The organism is Agrobacterium sp. 22-223-1, assembly GCF_053522385.1.
In genome coordinates this window covers 727,825-745,100 of the sequence record NZ_JBNWCN010000001.1, presented here as the reverse complement: position 1 = coordinate 745,100, position 17,276 = coordinate 727,825, and the positions used below count along the sequence as shown (strand labels likewise).

Sequence of the window (17,276 nt, the reverse complement as noted above, 5' to 3'; positions counted from 1 at the left end):
CGGTACCCTCTCCCTCACGCGTCTGATCTAGATCAATCACAGACGCAGAATCCATGCTTATGGTACTAACTTCAAACCACAGTTTGTCCTCTGCCGCAATATGCGTCGGGACACGGATGCGCCCCAATTTTGCCATTGGTCAATCCACGGCGACTTTCTCTCACCCCACGCCTCACCGGACCGGCCGAACGCGGTTTCAAACAGCCCAAATGCGAGAAAGCCCCTTCTCGCAGCCGGTTTTGCCGCCAGTTTCATCGCCGGATAATGAATGTCGCGCCGGGCAAATCAGACGCCCATACCGGAAGACAGGTCCTATTTCCGCCCAACTCCGCTGGAATTGAAGGCCTGAGGCTTTTTTTTCCGGATTATGGCGTCAAAATAGCCGCACTGATTCGAATCCCAGAGGTATCCATGCGTCTTTCCCCGCTCGCGCGCACTTTTCTTGCCGCCGCCGGTCTTGCCATCATCGCTCCCGCCGCTGCGGCGCTGGCGCAACAGCAGCCGCCCGGCACGCCGAAGTCGACGCACGGAGCATGGTCTGTCATCTGCGACAAGCCGGCGGGCGCATCCGAAGAACAATGCGCGCTGATGCAGAACGTCATTGCCGATGACCGCCCGGAAGTTGGGCTTTCGGTGGTGGTGCTGAAGACGGCCGACCGCAAGTCGCGCATCCTGCGTATCCTCGCACCGCTCGGCGTGCTTTTGAAGGATGGCATGGAGCTTTATATCGACAATAATAATATCGGCCGCGCCTATTTCACCCGCTGCTTCTCCGAAGGCTGCTATGTGGAAGTGGATATCGACGACGAGCTGCTGAAGGTTCTGCGCGCCGGCAAGAATGCGGTTTTCGCGCTGCGCGAAGCCGTGGATCAGGATCGCGTCGGTATTCCGATCGAGCTTTCCGGCTTCGCCGAAGGCTACGACGCGCTTCCTTAAAGCCTGCCATTGCCGGACAGCCTTGCGTCCGACCGCTCCAGTGCCTAAATCGGTCATTGAACGATAATGACTGGAGCCTCCCATGACCGACGATCTTGTAAAACTCTTCGATTGCGACGAAACGCAATTGCGCAAGCTCGTCGGCGAGGCGCTCGCGGGTGCTGACGATGGCGAGCTGTTCATTGAACATGCCCAGGCCGAATCGCTGACTTTCGATAATGGCCGGCTGAAAGGCGGTTCCTTCAACACCGACCAGGGTTTCGGCCTGCGCGCCGTCGCCGGCGAAACGGTGGGCTACGCCCATGCGGGCGAGCTGTCGCAAGGCGCGCTGAAACGCGCTTCCGATGCGGTGGGCGCGGTGACCAAAGGTTATTCCGGCTCCTATGCCGCCGCACCGCAGCGCACCAACAAGAAGCTTTATGGCGACGAGAACCCTATCGGCAGCCCGAGCTTCGAGGAGAAGGTGAAGCTCCTCACCGATATCGACGCCTATCTGCGCGACAAGGACGACAAGGTCCGGCAGGTGACGGCGACCATTTCCGCAAGCTGGCAGGTGGTGGACATCCTGCGGGCCGACGGCCATCGCGTCAGCGATATCCGGCCGATGACCCGCATCAATGTTGCCGTCGTGGCGGGCGAAGGCGACCGGCAGGAAAGCGGCTCCTACGGCATTGGCGGCCGCGTCGGCTTCAGCGATTTCATCACCACGGAAAACTGGCAGCGCGGTGCGGATGAAGCGCTGCGTCAGGCGCTCGTCAACCTCACCGCCGTCGACGCGCCGGCCGGCACCATGGATGTGGTGCTCGGTTCCGGCTGGCCGGGCGTGATGCTGCACGAGGCGGTGGGCCACGGTCTGGAAGGCGATTTCAACCGCAAGAAAACCTCGGCCTTCGCCGGCCTGATGGGCGAAATGGTCGCCGCCCCCGGCGTGACCGTGGTGGATGACGGCACCATCGACAGCCGCCGCGGCTCTCTGACGATCGACGATGAAGGTACGCCTTCCGGCTATAATGTGCTGATCGAGAACGGCAGGCTGGTCGGTTACATGCAGGACCGGCAGAACGCCCGGCTGATGGGCGCCAAGCCCACCGGCAACGGCCGCCGGCAGGGCTACGCCTATGTGCCGATGCCGCGCATGACCAATACCTATATGCTATCAGGCGACAAGACGCCGGAAGAAATCATCGCTTCCGTGAAGAAGGGCATCTATGCCGTCTCCTTCGGCGGCGGCCAGGTGGATATCACCTCCGGCAAATTCGTGTTCGGCTGCACCGAGGCTTACCTCATCGAGAACGGCAGGATCGGCGCGCCGGTAAAGGGCGCGATGCTGATCGGCAACGGGCCGGATGCGATGAAGCGCGTCTCGATGATCGGCAACGATTCCAAGCTCGATACCGGCATCGGCAATTGCGGCAAAGCCGGACAATGGGTGCCGGTCGGCGTCGGCCAGCCGCATCTGCGCATGGACCAGATCACCGTCGGCGGCACGAAGGCGTAGTTCCACGGCATTGCGCGGTCGCGGGAGACGTCGAACCTGCCGCGACAGTCCTCACCCGCAGCGTCGCCATCCTGTCAGCCCATAACCCCGCACATGGCTGCCATGATGAGGTTTCCTCTGGCATGCGGCCGGGAAGACGGTAAGATCATCCCTCATGGCAGGCCCCTCCTCCCACCCCGGGCCTGCGCGGCAAAGGAGACCATGACCATCATACGAAATGCCCTCGTTCCTGAACTTGCCGTCAGCGACTGGCAGAAAAGCCGCGCCTTTTATTGCGACCTGATCGGTTTTCATGTGGTCTATGAGCGTCCCGAGGAGGGTTTCACCTATCTGGCGCTGGGAGATGCCCAGCTGATGATCGACCAGATCGGCGCGACCCGGACATTCGTGACGGACAATGCCGCGCTCGAATTTCCGCTCGGCCGCGGCATGAACCTGCAACTCGCCGTTCCCTCCCTGCAACCCATTCTCTCCCGGCTGGAGCGATCCTCCATCGACCTCATCATGCCGCTGGAGGAAAAATGGTACAGGCGCGGCACGGTCGAAGTGGGCAACCGGCAATTCATCGTCGCCGATCCCGACGGTTATCTGATCCGCCCGTTCGAGAGCCTCGGCGAACGCCCATTCCGGTTCGGTTAAGCCATGCTGCCTTTTCTTCCGCAGGCCGTGGTTTTCGACATGGACGGATTGCTGATCGAGAGCGAGAGGCTCTATCGCGATTCATTTCTGGCTGCCTCGGATGAAGGCGGCCACGGAATGAAGGTCGAGACCTATCAGAAGGTCTGCGGCAGCCCGTGGGACGTCATCACCGGCACCATCTTTGCCGACTATGGTGCGGATTTTCCCATCGACAGCTTCCGCGACGCCTGGCTCCGGCATCTTGGCGTGATGATGGCGGAGGGCGTGGCGCTGAAGCCGGGCGTCATCGACATTCTCGATCTGCTCGACCGGCTCGATATCCGCCGCGCCATCGCCACCTCGTCGCGGCACGATTCGGTGACGCGCCATCTCGGCCCCCACGATCTTCTCAGACGTTTCGACACCATCGTTGCACGCGGCGACTATACCGAGCCGAAACCCGCACCCATGCCCTATCTCACCGCAGCCCGACGGCTTTCCCTCGATCCGGGCCGCTGCCTTGCGCTGGAGGATTCCTATTCAGGCGTGCGCTCCGCGACATCGGCGGGCATGATGACGATCATGGTGCCGGACGTGGCGCCGCCGACCGAGGAAATGCGGGAGAAGTGCATTGCCGTTGCAAGCGACCTGCATGCGGTGGCCGGCCTTCTGCAAAAGGCGCAAGCCTGAGTGAGATGAAAATCGGGCTAAAAGCGCGGAGAGGCGTCACATGTCCTTAGCCATCCGGCTTTATGATGAGGCTCATCTCGGCTGTAACGCCGAGATCTGCCGAGCGCCCTTGTCGGCGCATCCATAAGCGGGGTGATCATGCCGCCTTTTGCCGTGTCGCTCGTAACGCTGATACTGCTGGTTCTGTGCTTATTCCAGATTGCCCTTGCAGCCGGTGCACCCTTCGGACGCCTTGCCTGGGGCGGTGCGCACCGGGTGTTGCCGGTCCGGCTAAGAATTGCCAGCGTGGCGGCTCCGCTTATTTATGCCTTTTTCGCATCCTTTCCGCTGCAAAAGGCGGGTTATGCAGACATCTGGCCATCCGGCTGGATCGAACCCGGCCTCTGGATCATCGCCTGCTATCTGGCGGTGAGCGCTGGATTGAACGCAATGTCGAAAAGCCGCCCGGAGCGGCTGGTGATGACGCCTGTGGCTGCCACTCTTGCGATCCTGTTCTTTATCGTCGCGTTCTCCTAGCCGCATCGCCAGAGGCGAGATACCTCAAGGATCAAGCCGCCGTTCGGCGCATCGTCAGGCTCCCGGCTTGAAACGCCACTTACGCTCGATCGCTTCTTCAATATCGAGACCGTTATAATGGGCCAGCAACAGCACATGGCCGAGCAGATCGGCGGTTTCGTCGGCGAGATCCCGCTTCATCTCCTCTTTGCTCCTGCCCTTGATGCGCCCCCGTCCTGTCAGCCGGTTCCAGGCCTGTGTGACCTCGCCAACCTCTTCCTGAAGCTTCAGCATGTACCAGTCCGGGTCGCGGAATATTCCGTTTTCAGCGGCATATTTTTGCGAGGCCTCTTCAAACCGAGGCATCATGTCAGCAAACATTTGTTCATCCTTTGTTCATGCGCTACAACTCTAATCATGATTCTCTGGCGGCGTCGACCCGTCAGGGCGTCACGCAGCCATGAACTGAAATTTCCGCGACATGTACATACAAGCGGGATAGAGAAAAGATATTCGAACAACCGTGCCATCGCCCATGTCCCACCTCGATTTTTTCTCGTCCCTCATCACCGCGCATAGTCCGACGCTGCTCGCCATGTTTGCGGGCGCCGCCTTTCTCGCCGGCCTTGCCCGCGGCTTTTCCGGTTTCGGTGCGGCGCTCATCTTCATCCCGCTCGCAAGCGCCATCGTCGGGCCGCGTGTCGCCTCGGCAGTGCTGCTGGTGGTGGACGCCGTGCTGACGCTCGGCATGATACCGCCGGCATGGCGCATGGCGGACCGGCGCGAAGTCTTCATCATGGCGGCCGGCGCCTTTGTCGGCGTGCCGCTTGGAACCATGCTGCTTTCCAACGGCGATCCGCTGACGCTGCGCTGGATCATCTCCGCCGTGGTCGTGATGCTGCTGTTGTTTCTGCTTTCCGGCTGGCGTTACAGCGGTCGGCCGAAGACGCCGCTGACCCTCTTTACCGGGTTTCTGGCCGGGCTGTTTTCGGGGGCTGCGCAACTGGGCGGTCCGCCGGTCGTCGCCTATTGGCTCGGCGGCGCCCTCAAAGGCGCCTTCGTGCGCGCCAATGTCATTTTATATTTCGCGATCTCGACCGTGATCTCCACCGGCAGCTATTTTGTCAGCAGCCTGTTCACCGCCGATGTCTTCGTCTTTTTCCTGCTGGCCCTGCCCTTTTACGGGGCCGGGCTTTATGCCGGCGCGCGACTGCACGGGCTTGCCGACGAGGCGGCGTTCCGGCGCATCTGCTATGGGCTGATCGCCATCTCCGCCGTCATCGGACTGCCGCTGTTCGATTCGCTGCTGAAATAGGCAGGCCGTAAATGGCCTGCCCTGACCGCCCTTACGGATACATGCGGACCTTGGACCATGCACCGTCAGGCGTCTCGCGGCGGAATTCGATGCGGTCATGCAGGCGGAACTTGCGGTCGTGCCAGAATTCGATGCTGAGCGGCCGGATGCGGAAACCCGACCAGTAGGACGGACGCGGAATATCGCCGATGGCATATCTGGCGGTATATTCGGCTACCGCCTTTTCCAGCGCGAAACGGCCTTCGAGAGGACGTGACTGCTTCGAGGCCCAGGCGCCGATGCGGCTACCGCGCGGGCGCGAGGCGTAATAGATATCCGCCTCCTCGTCGCTCACGATCTCCACCTCGCCGCGCAGGCGCACCTGTCGCCGCAGGCTTTTCCAATGGAAACACATGGCCGCTTTTTTCTGGCCGAGTATCTCCTGACCCTTCTGGCTTTCGAAATTCGTGTAGAAAACAAAGCCGCGGTCGTCGACGCCTTTCAGCAGAACCATGCGCACATTCGGCAGGCCATTTTCGTCCACGGTGGCAAGCGCTACCGCGTTCGGATCGTTGATTTCGGAAGCCGTCGCATCCTTCAGCCATTCGGCAAAAAGCGTGAACGGTTCATTTTCTTCCGTGAAGTCACTGGATGTTAACCCCGTTTCCGACATATTGACTAAAATGCTCCCGAGCTGATTTGGACCCCAGAGATGATCTCTGGCGAAAGATGGTGACCGTCATAGCAAAGTCGAACAGTCGAACAAAGAGCCTCCTTTCGTCGGTAGCGGAAGTTTCCGCCGTCGTGTCAATGCTTGTGGTGCTGAGCGGCTGCGTCAGCCTCGACCTGTTCGGCGGCGACAAGGTCGACCGCTCGCTTTCCACGGCCTCCATTCCCAACCAGCCGAACAATGCGCCGCAGACGGACGATGCGACGATCCGCAATGCGGTGACGTCGGCCGATCTCGCCAAGCTCGCCGACCAGCCGCTGCCCTGGGCCAATGCCGCCACCGGCAGCGCCGGCGTCGTCACCGCCATTCACGAAGACAAATCCAGCGGCTTCGTCTGCCGCGATTTCAGGACGACGCGCCACTCCTTCGAGGGCGTTGCGAGCTATTCGGGACAGGCCTGCCTGTCGGAAACCGGCGAATGGCTGCTGACCCGCTTCGAGCAGAAATAATCTGTTTACCCTTAAATATGGAATAGAGCCGGCCCCGGTGCGGCGCGCTTCCTCCGTAAAGGAGTGATTAGCAACTTATTGCAACAGTCGACGTTGATTAAACCGAGGGCGTGCAGGCGAATGATCGCAGGCATCCCTTTTCGGAGGGGTTAGTTTCAGGATTGCGCCATGAAGGGCGGCAGCGCCTGAGCCAACGTAACTGGTGTTTCGCATGCGCGATCCATATTCGATCCTCGGCGTAAAACGTGACGCCCGCCACGAGGAAATCAAGGCCGCCTGGCGCACGAAGGCGAAAACCGTCCATCCGGACGCCAATCGCGACGATCCCGACGCCTCAGCGCGATTCGCCGAGATCGGGCAGGCCTATGATCTTCTCAAAGACCCGAAAAAGCGAGATCTCTACGATCAGGCCCGCAGGGCTGCCGAAAAGAAGCAGCGCGGCGAAACCATCATGCAGCAGCGGGAAGCGGCGCGCGAGGCTGCCGAGCGCGCCAAGGCGGCTGAAAAGCTGATGGAGGAACTGGCCCGTGCGGACGCCCGCAACCGGGCGCAGACCGGCCAGAAAACCGACGCCAAGGCGGAAACCGCCGAAGATATCGTCGAACGGATTTTTGGCGCGGAAGCACAGAACGATCCCAAGGTGCAGCAGGCGGCGGAAGCGGCAAAGGCTGCCGCGGGCGCCGCAAAAAGCGATATTCCGGGCGCCGGCGAGACCGCGCAGCCCGGCGCAGGCGATGACAGGGCAGCGCCTGCATCGCTCGCCGCCAATCTCTTCGGCGCTCTCGTGCGCCGGTTCCGCACGCAGCAGCCGGCTCCCGAAAAAGCGCCGGACATCACTGCGGAGGCCACCGTCACGGTCGCCGATCTGCTGGAACACAAGTGGGTTACCGTGTCGCTTGCCGACGAACGCGAGGTTCGCTTCCAGCTCGAAGCCGGCATGACCGACGGACACGTGTTGCGGCTGAAGGGACAGGGGCTGAAACTTCCCAACATGGCGCGCGGCGACCTTGCCGTGACATTGCTGACCGCCCGTGACGACGCCTTTTCCCTTCGTGGCTTCGATATTCACACGACATTGCCGATATCGCTCAGCGACGCGGTTCTGGGGTGTGAAACGAAAGTCAGGACACCGCTCGGTGAGGAAAACATCACCATTCCGGCCTGGTCCGGCTCGGATCGTGTGCTGAGGCTTACCGGCAAGGGCCTTACCGACGGTAAGGGCGGACAGGGCGATCTCGTCATCGAATTGCGCATCGTTCTCTTGGAAAAGCCGGATGAAAAGGTGACCGACCTGATGCGGCACATGCGCGAAGGCCTTTATTTGTGAAAGTTTTGCGAATAGCCGGGACAACGCACCCTTTGTTACGCTCCCTAACAGTTGATGATCTTTGGCAATCTTGAACAGGATTGCAGCCTATGCCATAGGCAGGACCGATCAAAAGTACTAGGGAGCATAAAATGGCTCAGGCATCCGGCCTCATGGCTGGCAAACGCGGCCTCATCATGGGTGTCGCCAATAATCGTTCCATCGCTTGGGGCATCGCCAAGGCCTGTGCCGACGCGGGCGCGGAAGTTGCGCTGACCTGGCAGGGCGACGCGCTGAAGAAGCGTGTCGAGCCGCTGGCGCAGGAACTGGGCGCCTTCATGGCCGGTCACTGCGATGTGACCGATCTCGAGACGATCGATGCGGTTTTTGCCGGGCTGGAAAAGCACTGGGGCAAGATCGACTTCGTCGTGCACGCCATCGCCTTTTCCGACAAGGATGAGCTGACCGGCCGTTACCTCGATACCAGCCGCGATAATTTCAACCGCACCATGGACATTTCCGTCTTCTCGCTGGCCGCCGTTGCCAAGCGCGCCGAGCCGGTCATGAATGACGGCGGCTCGATCATCACGCTGACCTATTACGGCGCCGAAAAGGTCATGCCGAACTATAACGTCATGGGCGTGGCCAAGGCTGCTCTCGAGGCCAGCGTGCGTTATCTCGCCGTCGACCTCGGCAATCGCGGCATCCGCGTCAACGCCGTTTCCGCCGGCCCGATCAAGACGCTTGCAGCCTCCGGCATCGGCGACTTCCGCTATATTCTGAAGTGGAACGAATATAATGCGCCGCTGAAGCGCACCGTTTCCATCGAGGAAGTCGGCAAGTCGGCGCTGTACCTGCTGTCCGACCTTTCGACCGGCGTGACCGGCGAAATTCACCATGTCGATTCCGGTTACCACACCATCGGCATGAAGGCGGTGGATGCGCCTGACATTTCGGTGGTGAAGGACTAAGCCTGAAAAGTGTAAGAACGGGGTATCGCCTTGCTCGTCTATGTGATCCGGCACGGACAAACGGACTGGAATGCGATACGCCGGCTTCAGGGCCAGAAAGACATTCCGCTCAACGATTTCGGCCGCCAGCAGGCGGTCGGTAACGGCAAACTGCTTGCGCATCTGCTGGGAGAACAGGCCACGGATTTCGACTATGTGGCGAGCCCGCTCGGGCGCACGCGCGAGACCATGGAACTGATGCGCGGCGCGATGGGCCTCGATCCCAAGGCCTATCGTACCGACGATCGCCTGATCGAAGTTTCCTTCGGCGACTGGGAAGGGCAAACCCTGCCGGAGCTGAAAAAAGAGTTCCCGGACCGGGTGAAGGCGCGCAAGGCCAACAAATGGGATTTCATTCCCCCCGGCCAGGATGCCGAAAGCTATGAAATCCTCTCCTGGCGCATCGGCGCATGGCTTTCCTCCGTCGAGGTTCCGACGATATGCGTCTGCCACGGCGGCGTCATCCGCTCGATCTTCCGGCTGGTCTCCGGCATGGACAAGGACGAGGCATCGCGAACGCAAATCCCGCAGGACCGGATTTTGAAGGTCGAGATCGACAGGAATAGTGCGGACTGGGTTTCGTGAGGGATCACGGAGCACAATCCTCCGCGTCGTCCTCCTAGAGATACTTGTATATTGGCAGAGCGCACGCCGCGTGTTTCTTCTCCCCGCCGGGGAGAAGGTGGCCCGAAGGGTCGGATGAGGGGGAAACGCCAGCGATAGACTCGCACCCTTGCCCCCTCATCCCGCTGCCGCGGACTTCTCCCCGACGGGGAGAAGAAACAAGAGGCATCCGCTCGTTTCACAACGGAGGTTTTGGCGTGAGGGGCTGGTGCTTACTGCACGACCTGAAGATCGTCGACCACGCGTTTCCCATCCACTTCCGTGTAGAAAACCACGACCTTCACGCCCGCTTTCAGGCCTTCGAAATTGAACTCTTCCGGCACGCGATAGGTCTTGCCGTCGTTGAGCGTAATGCTCAGCCCATTCGCATCGATCTTGCTGATCGTACCTTCCACGTCGACGCTCTGGGCGTAGCCGTTGATGGGCATCAGGAGGTTGGCGGTGGCCAGAAGGGCGGCAATCATCATACGCATCGATCTAGCTTTCGTGGATTTGCGTGAAAACCTTACATGCATGAAGAATTGCCTTTCGAATGTGGCGGAAATTGCCCGCAACCATGACATTTTCGGCCCAATTGATGAACGGATTTGGGATCGTGTTCAAGCCGTTAGTGATTTTTACACCGCATTTCCCGGCAATATTGGAAAACTCCGGATTAACGTGGAAAACGACGGCGCTTTTACATTTTCGTCATTTCGAAAAACGTCTCCGGCGGGCGCGAATCGCCCCGTTGCCCTCATCCCCGTGCTATCCTAGGAATGAGGGCACGGACATGCGCGTCTCCAGTCAGGACGCCGTGTCCTGCACTTATACCGCCGCAGCGAAAGAAAGGCTTTTGCCTTGCCCGGATTTTCCACTAAGACAAATCCGCTTGTTTTAAACGGCGCTCACCGCAGGCGCCCTGTTTTCCGGTTTTGAAAATATGTCGCATAACAGTTTCGGTCATCTTTTCCGCGTTACCACCTGGGGAGAAAGCCACGGGCCTGCACTCGGCTGCGTGGTGGATGGCTGCCCACCCGGCATTCGCTTCACCCTTGCCGAGGTGCAGCACTGGATGGACAAGCGCAAGCCGGGCCAGAGCCGCTTCGTGACCCAGCGCCGCGAGGATGACATCGTCAAGGTTCTCTCCGGCGTGATGCTGGATGAGGACGGCGAGACGATGATAACCACCGGCACGCCGATCTCGATGCTGATCGAAAACACCGACCAGCGTTCGAAGGATTACGGCGAGATCGCCAAACGGTTCCGCCCCGGCCACGCGGATTTCACCTACGATCTGAAATACGGCATTCGCGACTATCGCGGCGGCGGACGTTCCTCCGCGCGTGAGACGGCGGCGCGTGTCGCCGCCGGTGCGATCGCCCGCAAGGTTGTGCCGAGCCTCAATGTGCGCGGCGCGCTGGTGCAGATTGGCAAGCACAAAATCAATCGCGATAACTGGGACTGGAACCAGGTCGACCAGAACCCGTTCTTTTGCCCTGACGCCGCCATGGTGCCTGTGTGGGAAGAGTATCTCGACGGCATCCGCAAGGCGGGTTCCTCCATCGGCGCCGTTGTCGAAGTGGTGGCGGAAGGGGTTCCGGCCGGCATCGGCGCACCCATTTATGCCAAGCTCGATCAGGATATCGCCTCCAGCCTGATGTCGATCAACGCCGTCAAGGGCGTGGAGATCGGCGAAGGTTTCGCCTCGGCCGAGCTTTCCGGCGAGGAAAATGCCGACCAGATGCGTATGGGCAATGACGGCAAGCCGATCTTCCTCTCCAACCATGCCGGCGGCATTCTGGGCGGCATCGCGACCGGTGAGCCTGTCATCGCCCGCTTCGCCATCAAGCCCACCTCCTCCATTCTGACGGAGCGTCTTTCCATCGATACCGACGGCAACAATGTGGATGTGCGCACCAAGGGCCGCCACGACCCCTGCGTCGGCATCCGCGCCGTGCCGATCGGCGAAGCGATGATCGCCTGCACCGTTGCCGACCATTATCTGAGGGATCGCGGCCAGACCGGCCGCCGGTAGAGAACCGAAAAGTGCGAAGCGGTTTTCGGAAAATCCGATACCGAAACAAAAACGGAGAGCAACGTGCCGTTGCTCTCAAATAAGGGGCATCGCCATGGCCTATGACCAGAAACGCGTCGTGGACGCCATCCGCGCTTTCGAAGCCGGTGAAATCGTTGTCGTGACCGATGATGACGACCGTGAGAACGAAGGCGATCTGATCATTTCGGCGGTTCACTGCACACCGGAGAAAATGGCGCTGATCGTGCGCCACACCTCCGGCATCGTCTGTGCGCCCATGCCGCGCGAGGAAGCCAAGCGGCTGAACCTCAACGCCATGGTGGCGGAAAATGACAGCGCGCATACGACAGCCTTCACCGTCAGCGTCGATTTCAAGCACGGCACCACGACCGGCATTTCCGCCGATGACCGCACCCTGACGGTGCGCAACCTTGCCAATCCGAATGTCGGCGCTTCCGATTTCACCCGGCCGGGCCACATCTTCCCGCTGATTTCCCGTGAGGGCGGCGTGCTGATGCGCTCCGGCCATACAGAAGCGGCGGTCGATCTCTGCCGGCTCGCCGGCCTGCCGCCCATCGGCGTCATCAGCGAGCTGGTGAATGACGACGGCACGGTGATGCGCGGACCGCAGGTGCTGGATTTCGCCGAAAAACACGGCATGAAGCACGTTTCGGTCGCCGATCTCATCGCCTATCGCCAGCGCAAGGAAACCCTGGTGGAGATGGAATCCTCCTTCACCATCGAAACGCCCTTCGGACCCGCCAAGGCGCAGACCTATTCCCTGCCCTGGGACCCGATGCAGCATATGGCGGTGATTTTCGGCGATATCAGAGACGGCATCGATATTCCCGTGCGCCTGCACCCGGAAAATGTCGCCGACGACGTGTTCGGCGACCGCCAGCCGGTGCGGCATTACATGCAGAAGATCGCCGAGGAAGGCCGAGGCGTCATCGTCTATCTGCGTGAAGGCTCCGTCGGCGTCGGCCAGGTGGCTGGACGTCGCAAGGCGCGTGATCCCGACGAGGCGCATGCGCAGGCCCGTTCGCGCGAAAACGAATGGCTGGAAATCGGCCTCGGCGCGCAAATCCTGAAAGACCTCGGCATCAGCTCCATCAAGCTGATGACCACCCGCGAGCGGCATTATGTCGGCCTTGAAGGGTTCGGCATCAAGATTTCGGCGACGGATATCGGGTGATGTTTTGGGGTTTGCCTTGGTTTTCCAGGGCAATTGTGAAGCGAGTGGATGCATCCTCGCCTTCTCCCCGCCGGGGAGAAGGTCGCGGCAGCGGGTTGAGGGGCCACGTTGCCGATATACGGAGAGCTTACCCCTCATCCGACCCTTCGGGCCACCTTCTCCCCGACGGGGAGAAGAAACAAGCGGCGACGCCGTGCTACCTCAGAGGCGAAGACGGCATCGCGCGGTGGGATGCCACTCTCACAGTGTCCCGAGCGAAAGACCTCAGTTTTCCTCCCGCCAGCCCTCCAGATAGTTCACACTCTCAACCCCGGTAAACTTCGCCAGCCTCACCAGTTCCGCGTCGAGCTTCTCCAGCCGTCCAACTGATGCGCGCACGCCGGGTTCCAGCCACAGGCGGCGCACATCCAGCGTGCCGCGCTTGCGATCCGCCTTCATGTCGATGCGGCCGATCAGCCTGTCACCTTCCAGAAGCGGGAAGACATAATAGCCATATTGCCGTTTCGGCTCGGGCACGAAGACCTCGATGCGGTAATAGAAGCCGAACAGCCGCTCCGTGCGGTTGCGGTCACGCAACAGCGGATCGAAGGGGCTGAGGACGCGGACGCGGGATGAAGGTTCCGGCACGTCGGTCAGGTCGGCGGTGAAACCGGCAAAGGCAAAAGACGGGCGGGCAGTGTCGCCGTCACTTGCAAGAAGTGAGACCTCGCAGAGTTCATCGCGATGGCTTTTGACCCAGTCCCTCGCCTCCTGCGGGGTGACGAGATCGAAAAAGGCGGCGATTTCGCCATGGGTGGCGAAACCCAGCCGCTTCAGCGCCTCACGGCAGGCCCAGTCGACAAATTCGGCATGCTCCACCTCGGTTCCATGATGCTCGCCGGGAATGACCCGTTCGGCGAGATCATAGATCTTCTGGAAATTCACGCGGCCGGCAATCGCGAGCTTGCCGGTGTGCCAGAGATATTCGAGCGCGGTCTTGGAGGGATGCCAGTTCCACCAGCCGCCGGACTGGTGCCCCTCCTCCTTCAGCTCCCGCGCCAGAACCGGACCGGTGGCCGCAATGCGCTCCAGCGTTTCGCCGAAAGCCGCGTCGAAGCCCTCGCCGTGCCATTTGCGCCAGCGCTCCTGAATGATCGGCTCGCGGCGGCGGAAACGATGTTTCCAATAGGGATAAAATTCCGTCGGCAGGATGGAGGCGTCATGCGTCCAGTGCTCGAAAAGCGCCCGGTCCTTTTCCAAAAGCGTGGTCAGGTGGCCGCGCCTGTAGGTCTGGTTGCGGGAGAAAATAATCTGGTGGTGGGCGCGCTCCACCGTGCCGATGCTGTCCACCTGCACGAAACCGATATCGGTGATGAGCTGCAGCAGGTCGCTCTTTGAAAGCGCCTTGCCGGGCGGAGAGGAGAGCCCCTGCCGCGCCAGAAAAATCCGCCTTGCCGCTTCGTTTGAAACCTTGATCACCATGGTGCAGAAGGTATGACGGCTTTTTCAGGATTGCAATGTTCTTTTTTTGTTCCTTGTTTCACTTCTGTTGATGACGGGGTATAGAACCGGAAAAAGAGCGCGAGGATGTAAGCTTGGAAATCCGTTTCGACGCCGCCGGTGTCGCTTTCGAGGGCCGGCAGGCCCTGCAGCCGCTGTCTGTGACATTGACGGAACGGCGCATCGGCGTGATCGGCCTCAATGGTTCCGGCAAGACCACCTTTGCCCGGCTGATCAACGGGCTGAACAAACCGAGCGAGGGCAAGGTTTCGGTGAACGGTCTCGACACCGTGAGCGACGCCAAGACGGTCTTGCAGGCGGTCGGCTTCATCTTCCAAAACCCGCAGAACCAGATCATCCTGCCGATCGTGCGCGACGATGTCGCCTTCGGGCTGAAACGGCTCGGCCTCGGCAGGGCGGAAACCGACGCCAGGGTCAAAGCCGTCCTTGCCCGGCTCGGCATCGCTCACCTGGAAGAGCGACGTGCGCACGAAATCTCGGGCGGCGAATTGCAGCTTGCGGCGCTGGCGGCGCTTCTGGTCACCGAACCGCAAATCCTCATTCTCGATGAGCCGACAAACCAGCTCGATCTCAAAAACCGAGCCACCGTGGAAAAGACCATGGCCGCGCTGTCGCAGGCGCTTGTTGTCATCACCCACGATCTGCCGCTGGTTGCGGGTTTCGACCGGGTGCTGGTTTTCCATGAGGGCGCACTGGTGGCCGACGCCGCACCCGAAGAAGCGGTGGCGCGTTATCTGGAGGTGGCATCGCGATGAAATCGCTGCATGTGGAAGGCACCGGCTGGCTCTACCGCGTTTCACCGCGCCTCAAACTCCTGGCGCTCATGGGTTTCAGCATCGCATTGTTCCTCACCCGCGATCTGCTGGTTCTCGCAGGCGCGACGGTTCTGGCCGCCCTTATTCTGGGCGCTACCCGGCTGCCCTTCAAGGATATCGGCCTGCGGCTGCGGCCGGTGATGCTGACCATCTTCCTCGTCGCCGCCTTCAGCTATCTCCTGCTTCCGGCCCATGATGCCAGTGTCAATCTTTTGCGGCTGACGGCGCTGGCGCTGCTTGCCACCGCCGTCACCATCACCGTCAGCATTTCGCAATTCATGGATGAGATCGCGCTTGCCGCCGCCCCGCTGGAAGGGCTGGGGCTGGTGAAGGCCGCCGACATCGGGCTTTCGGTCGGGCTCGTCGTGCGTTTCGTGCCCGAGATCGTCAATCGTTACCATGCGGTGCGCGATGCGCACCGGGCGCGCGGCCTGCCCGTGCGGATGGCCACCATCATCGTGCCGCTGGTGATTATGACGTTGAAGGATGCGGATGCCATTGCCGACGCCATTGACGCGCGCGGTTTCAGAGGCCAAAGCTGACGGCCAGATAACCATCCGGAGTTTCCGAGCCATGACGACCCGCGACCTTGTGCTGATTTCGCTGTTTTCCGCCATCATCATCGCACTCGGGCTTCTGCCGCCGATCACGCTCGGTTTCATCCCCGTGCCGATCACCGCGCAGTCGCTCGGCGTCATGCTGGCCGGTGTCGTGCTGGGCGCGAAACGCGGCACGCTGGCGGTTCTCCTGACGATCCTGATTGCCGCCATCGGCCTGCCGGTGCTTTCGGGTGGACGCGGCGGCCTGTCCATCTTCACCACGCCGACCACCGGCTTCCTGATCGGCTGGATCGCGGCGGTTTTCGTCACCGGCACGCTCTCGGAAAAACTCGTCAATCGCGGCCAGTCGGCACTGTCACAGGGTATCGGCTTTTTCGTCGCCAGCCTGATCGGCGGCGTGGTCGTGCTTTATGCTTTCGGCATCACCTATCTGGCGCTGGTCGTCGGGCTCGGTTTCGAAAAGGCCTTCATGGGTTCGCTCGCCTTCATTCCGGGCGATGCGCTGAAGGCCGTGCTTGCCGCACTTGCCGGCCGCGCCGTGATGGCCGGTTATCCACTTCTGCCGCAGCGCGCCTGAACAGACTTTCTTCGGGAGGAAAAGAATGGCGACGCGTTTATACGAACATCCGATCTTCCTGGAGCATATCACGCCATCCGGCCACCCCGAGCGGCCGGACCGCCTGCGGTCGCTGAACATCGCGCTCGAACACCCGAATTTCGAGCGGCTGGAACGCAAAGAAGCGCCGCAGGCGAATGAGGATGCGGTGCTGCTGGCGCATCCGGAGGAGCATCTGCTTGCCATCATGCGGCAAATCCCCGAAGAGGATGGCGAGATCAACCGCGTCGAGGCCGACACTTACGTTTCGCAAAAAAGCCTGCAGGCGGCGCTGACCGGCATCGGTGCGGCCATGGCGGCGGTGGACGACGTGTTTACCGGTGCGGCCGACAACGTCTTCGTCGCGGCCCGCCCGCCCGGCCACCATGCGGAAACCGCAAAGGCCATGGGCTTCTGTCTTTTCAACAATGTGGCGATTGCCGCCCGCCATGCGCAGAAGGCGCACGGCGCAGAGCGCGTCGCCATCATCGACTGGGACGTGCATCACGGCAACGGCACACAGGATATCTTCTGGAACGACACTTCCGTGCTGTTCTGTTCCACCCACCAGATGCCGCTTTACCCGTGGAGCGGCGACAAAAACGAAACCGGCGTGAAGAACAATATCGTCAACGCGCCGCTTTCGCCCAACACCGGCAGCGAATATTTCCGCGAGGCCTTCAAATCCCGCGTGTTGCCGGCGATTGCCGATTTTTCGCCCGATCTCATCCTCATCTCCGCCGGCTTCGACGCGCATCACCGCGATCCCTTGGCGCAGATCAATCTGGTGGGCGAGGATTTCGACTGGGCCACGGGCCGGCTTCTGGAAATGGCCGACAAATACGCATCGAACCGGGTCGTCAGCCTGCTTGAAGGCGGCTATGATCTGGAAGGGCTGGCGGAATCGGCAGCCATGCATATTTTGAGAATGATGAAGGGTTGAA

At 61.0% G+C, this 17,276-nt stretch carries 20 protein-coding genes; 16 read left to right on the top strand and 4 right to left on the bottom strand.

The genetic code is table 11. The features are described from left to right. Positions 1 to 411: 411 nt before the first annotated feature. The 5 genes from ACQZ60_RS03650 (at position 412) to ACQZ60_RS03630 (ending at position 4,258) form a co-directional block, all read left to right on the top strand. Positions 412 to 936 carry an invasion associated locus B family protein gene (locus ACQZ60_RS03650; protein ID WP_003521101.1) on the top strand — a complete coding sequence of 175 codons (525 nt, stop codon included), beginning with the start codon at positions 412 to 414 and terminating at the stop codon, positions 934 to 936. An 82-nt stretch (positions 937 to 1,018) separates the two neighbouring features. Further along, a complete protein-coding gene (gene tldD / locus ACQZ60_RS03645; protein ID WP_448734778.1) occupies positions 1,019 to 2,434 on the top strand; it encodes a metalloprotease TldD in 1,416 nt (471 codons plus the stop codon). 201 nt (positions 2,435 to 2,635) lie between these two features. Next, complete coding sequence (locus tag ACQZ60_RS03640) at positions 2,636 to 3,073, top strand: bleomycin resistance protein (protein WP_448734777.1); 438 nt, start codon at positions 2,636 to 2,638, stop codon at positions 3,071 to 3,073. Positions 3,074 to 3,076: 3 nt separating this feature from the next. After that, positions 3,077 to 3,742 (top strand): HAD family hydrolase, encoded by a 666-nt coding sequence (locus ACQZ60_RS03635; protein WP_196379531.1) that lies wholly within the window; start codon positions 3,077 to 3,079, stop codon positions 3,740 to 3,742. 138 nt (positions 3,743 to 3,880) lie between these two features. Then, positions 3,881 to 4,258: a hypothetical protein gene (locus ACQZ60_RS03630; protein WP_448734776.1), complete on the top strand. Its 378-nt coding sequence runs from the start codon at positions 3,881 to 3,883 to the stop codon at positions 4,256 to 4,258. Between the two features lie 54 nt (positions 4,259 to 4,312). Here the strand turns inward: ACQZ60_RS03630 and ACQZ60_RS03625 are convergent, their stop codons facing one another. After that, positions 4,313 to 4,618, bottom strand: a complete 306-nt coding sequence (locus ACQZ60_RS03625) for a pyrophosphohydrolase domain-containing protein (RefSeq protein WP_448734775.1) — start codon at positions 4,616 to 4,618, stop codon at positions 4,313 to 4,315. 154 nt (positions 4,619 to 4,772) lie between these two features. Here ACQZ60_RS03625 and ACQZ60_RS03620 point away from each other — a divergent pair, with 154 nt between their 5' ends. Continuing rightward, entirely contained in the window at positions 4,773 to 5,552 is a 780-nt protein-coding gene (locus ACQZ60_RS03620) for a sulfite exporter TauE/SafE family protein (protein ID WP_448734774.1), read from the top strand. Between the two features lie 31 nt (positions 5,553 to 5,583). Here ACQZ60_RS03620 and pdxH read toward each other — a convergent pair whose 3' ends face one another. Further along, positions 5,584 to 6,204 carry a pyridoxamine 5'-phosphate oxidase gene (gene pdxH, locus ACQZ60_RS03615; RefSeq protein WP_003521093.1) on the bottom strand — a complete coding sequence of 207 codons (621 nt, stop codon included), beginning with the start codon at positions 6,202 to 6,204 and terminating at the stop codon, positions 5,584 to 5,586. Between the two features lie 56 nt (positions 6,205 to 6,260). Here pdxH and ACQZ60_RS03610 point away from each other — a divergent pair, with 56 nt between their 5' ends. The 4 genes from ACQZ60_RS03610 (at position 6,261) to ACQZ60_RS03595 (ending at position 9,611) form a co-directional block, all read left to right on the top strand. Next, positions 6,261 to 6,710: an RT0821/Lpp0805 family surface protein gene (locus tag ACQZ60_RS03610; RefSeq protein WP_059760835.1), complete on the top strand. Its 450-nt coding sequence runs from the start codon at positions 6,261 to 6,263 to the stop codon at positions 6,708 to 6,710. A 211-nt stretch (positions 6,711 to 6,921) separates the two neighbouring features. Beyond that, positions 6,922 to 8,037 (top strand): DnaJ C-terminal domain-containing protein, encoded by a 1,116-nt coding sequence (locus ACQZ60_RS03605; protein ID WP_448734773.1) that lies wholly within the window; start codon positions 6,922 to 6,924, stop codon positions 8,035 to 8,037. Positions 8,038 to 8,168: 131 nt separating this feature from the next. Beyond that, positions 8,169 to 8,987, top strand: coding sequence for an enoyl-ACP reductase FabI (fabI, locus tag ACQZ60_RS03600; protein ID WP_003521090.1), 819 nt, complete (start codon positions 8,169 to 8,171; stop codon positions 8,985 to 8,987). 30 nt (positions 8,988 to 9,017) lie between these two features. Next, positions 9,018 to 9,611 carry a histidine phosphatase family protein gene (locus tag ACQZ60_RS03595; RefSeq protein ID WP_196379527.1) on the top strand — a complete coding sequence of 198 codons (594 nt, stop codon included), beginning with the start codon at positions 9,018 to 9,020 and terminating at the stop codon, positions 9,609 to 9,611. A gap of 251 nt (positions 9,612 to 9,862) precedes the next feature. Here the strand turns inward: ACQZ60_RS03595 and ACQZ60_RS03590 are convergent, their stop codons facing one another. Beyond that, positions 9,863 to 10,123, bottom strand: a complete 261-nt coding sequence (locus ACQZ60_RS03590; protein ID WP_003521088.1) for a DUF1344 domain-containing protein — start codon at positions 10,121 to 10,123, stop codon at positions 9,863 to 9,865. Between the two features lie 449 nt (positions 10,124 to 10,572). On the opposite strand from ACQZ60_RS03590, the gene aroC reads away from it, so the two are divergent. Continuing rightward, on the top strand, positions 10,573 to 11,667 hold the full coding sequence (aroC, locus tag ACQZ60_RS03585; protein ID WP_448734772.1) for a chorismate synthase: 1,095 nt from the start codon (positions 10,573 to 10,575) through the stop codon (positions 11,665 to 11,667). A gap of 94 nt (positions 11,668 to 11,761) precedes the next feature. Then, positions 11,762 to 12,862 (top strand): 3,4-dihydroxy-2-butanone-4-phosphate synthase, encoded by a 1,101-nt coding sequence (ribB, locus tag ACQZ60_RS03580; protein ID WP_003521085.1) that lies wholly within the window; start codon positions 11,762 to 11,764, stop codon positions 12,860 to 12,862. A gap of 264 nt (positions 12,863 to 13,126) precedes the next feature. Here the strand turns inward: ribB and ACQZ60_RS03575 are convergent, their stop codons facing one another. Then, positions 13,127 to 14,323: a winged helix-turn-helix domain-containing protein gene (locus tag ACQZ60_RS03575; RefSeq protein WP_448734771.1), complete on the bottom strand. Its 1,197-nt coding sequence runs from the start codon at positions 14,321 to 14,323 to the stop codon at positions 13,127 to 13,129. Positions 14,324 to 14,436: 113 nt separating this feature from the next. On the opposite strand from ACQZ60_RS03575, the gene ACQZ60_RS03570 reads away from it, so the two are divergent. Genes ACQZ60_RS03570 through ACQZ60_RS03555 form a run of 4 tightly spaced genes read left to right on the top strand, consistent with a single transcriptional unit; the run spans position 14,437 to position 17,275 of the window. Further along, positions 14,437 to 15,117 (top strand): energy-coupling factor ABC transporter ATP-binding protein, encoded by a 681-nt coding sequence (locus ACQZ60_RS03570; RefSeq protein WP_448734770.1) that lies wholly within the window; start codon positions 14,437 to 14,439, stop codon positions 15,115 to 15,117. Further along, on the top strand, positions 15,114 to 15,719 hold the full coding sequence (locus tag ACQZ60_RS03565; RefSeq protein WP_448734769.1) for an energy-coupling factor transporter transmembrane component T family protein: 606 nt from the start codon (positions 15,114 to 15,116) through the stop codon (positions 15,717 to 15,719). Before ACQZ60_RS03570 ends, ACQZ60_RS03565 begins: the two co-directional genes overlap by 4 nt. 31 nt (positions 15,720 to 15,750) lie before the next feature. Further along, positions 15,751 to 16,314 (top strand): biotin transporter BioY, encoded by a 564-nt coding sequence (locus ACQZ60_RS03560; protein WP_448734768.1) that lies wholly within the window; start codon positions 15,751 to 15,753, stop codon positions 16,312 to 16,314. A gap of 25 nt (positions 16,315 to 16,339) precedes the next feature. Beyond that, entirely contained in the window at positions 16,340 to 17,275 is a 936-nt protein-coding gene (locus ACQZ60_RS03555; protein ID WP_448734767.1) for a histone deacetylase family protein, read from the top strand. Position 17,276 lies beyond the last annotated feature (1 nt).

Bases quoted from the DNA above. Each gene is read 5' to 3' on its own strand.
- ribB (WP_003521085.1), top strand. From the start codon at position 11,762: ATGGCCTATGACCAGAAACGCGTCGTGGACGCCATCCGCGCTTTCGAA.
- ACQZ60_RS03625 (WP_448734775.1), bottom strand. From the start codon at position 4,618: ATGTTTGCTGACATGATGCCTCGGTTTGAAGAGGCCTCGCAAAAATAT.
- ACQZ60_RS03635 (WP_196379531.1), top strand. From the start codon at position 3,077: ATGCTGCCTTTTCTTCCGCAGGCCGTGGTTTTCGACATGGACGGATTG.
- ACQZ60_RS03610 (WP_059760835.1), top strand. From the start codon at position 6,261: ATGGTGACCGTCATAGCAAAGTCGAACAGTCGAACAAAGAGCCTCCTT.
- ACQZ60_RS03555 (WP_448734767.1), top strand. From the start codon at position 16,340: ATGGCGACGCGTTTATACGAACATCCGATCTTCCTGGAGCATATCACG.
- fabI (WP_003521090.1), top strand. From the start codon at position 8,169: ATGGCTCAGGCATCCGGCCTCATGGCTGGCAAACGCGGCCTCATCATG.
- ACQZ60_RS03630 (WP_448734776.1), top strand. From the start codon at position 3,881: ATGCCGCCTTTTGCCGTGTCGCTCGTAACGCTGATACTGCTGGTTCTG.
- ACQZ60_RS03565 (WP_448734769.1), top strand. From the start codon at position 15,114: ATGAAATCGCTGCATGTGGAAGGCACCGGCTGGCTCTACCGCGTTTCA.
- pdxH (WP_003521093.1), bottom strand. From the start codon at position 6,204: ATGTCGGAAACGGGGTTAACATCCAGTGACTTCACGGAAGAAAATGAA.
- ACQZ60_RS03605 (WP_448734773.1), top strand. From the start codon at position 6,922: ATGCGCGATCCATATTCGATCCTCGGCGTAAAACGTGACGCCCGCCAC.
- ACQZ60_RS03620 (WP_448734774.1), top strand. From the start codon at position 4,773: ATGTCCCACCTCGATTTTTTCTCGTCCCTCATCACCGCGCATAGTCCG.
- tldD (WP_448734778.1), top strand. From the start codon at position 1,019: ATGACCGACGATCTTGTAAAACTCTTCGATTGCGACGAAACGCAATTG.
- ACQZ60_RS03590 (WP_003521088.1), bottom strand. From the start codon at position 10,123: ATGCGTATGATGATTGCCGCCCTTCTGGCCACCGCCAACCTCCTGATG.
- aroC (WP_448734772.1), top strand. From the start codon at position 10,573: ATGTCGCATAACAGTTTCGGTCATCTTTTCCGCGTTACCACCTGGGGA.
- ACQZ60_RS03560 (WP_448734768.1), top strand. From the start codon at position 15,751: ATGACGACCCGCGACCTTGTGCTGATTTCGCTGTTTTCCGCCATCATC.
- ACQZ60_RS03640 (WP_448734777.1), top strand. From the start codon at position 2,636: ATGACCATCATACGAAATGCCCTCGTTCCTGAACTTGCCGTCAGCGAC.
- ACQZ60_RS03650 (WP_003521101.1), top strand. From the start codon at position 412: ATGCGTCTTTCCCCGCTCGCGCGCACTTTTCTTGCCGCCGCCGGTCTT.
- ACQZ60_RS03575 (WP_448734771.1), bottom strand. From the start codon at position 14,323: ATGGTGATCAAGGTTTCAAACGAAGCGGCAAGGCGGATTTTTCTGGCG.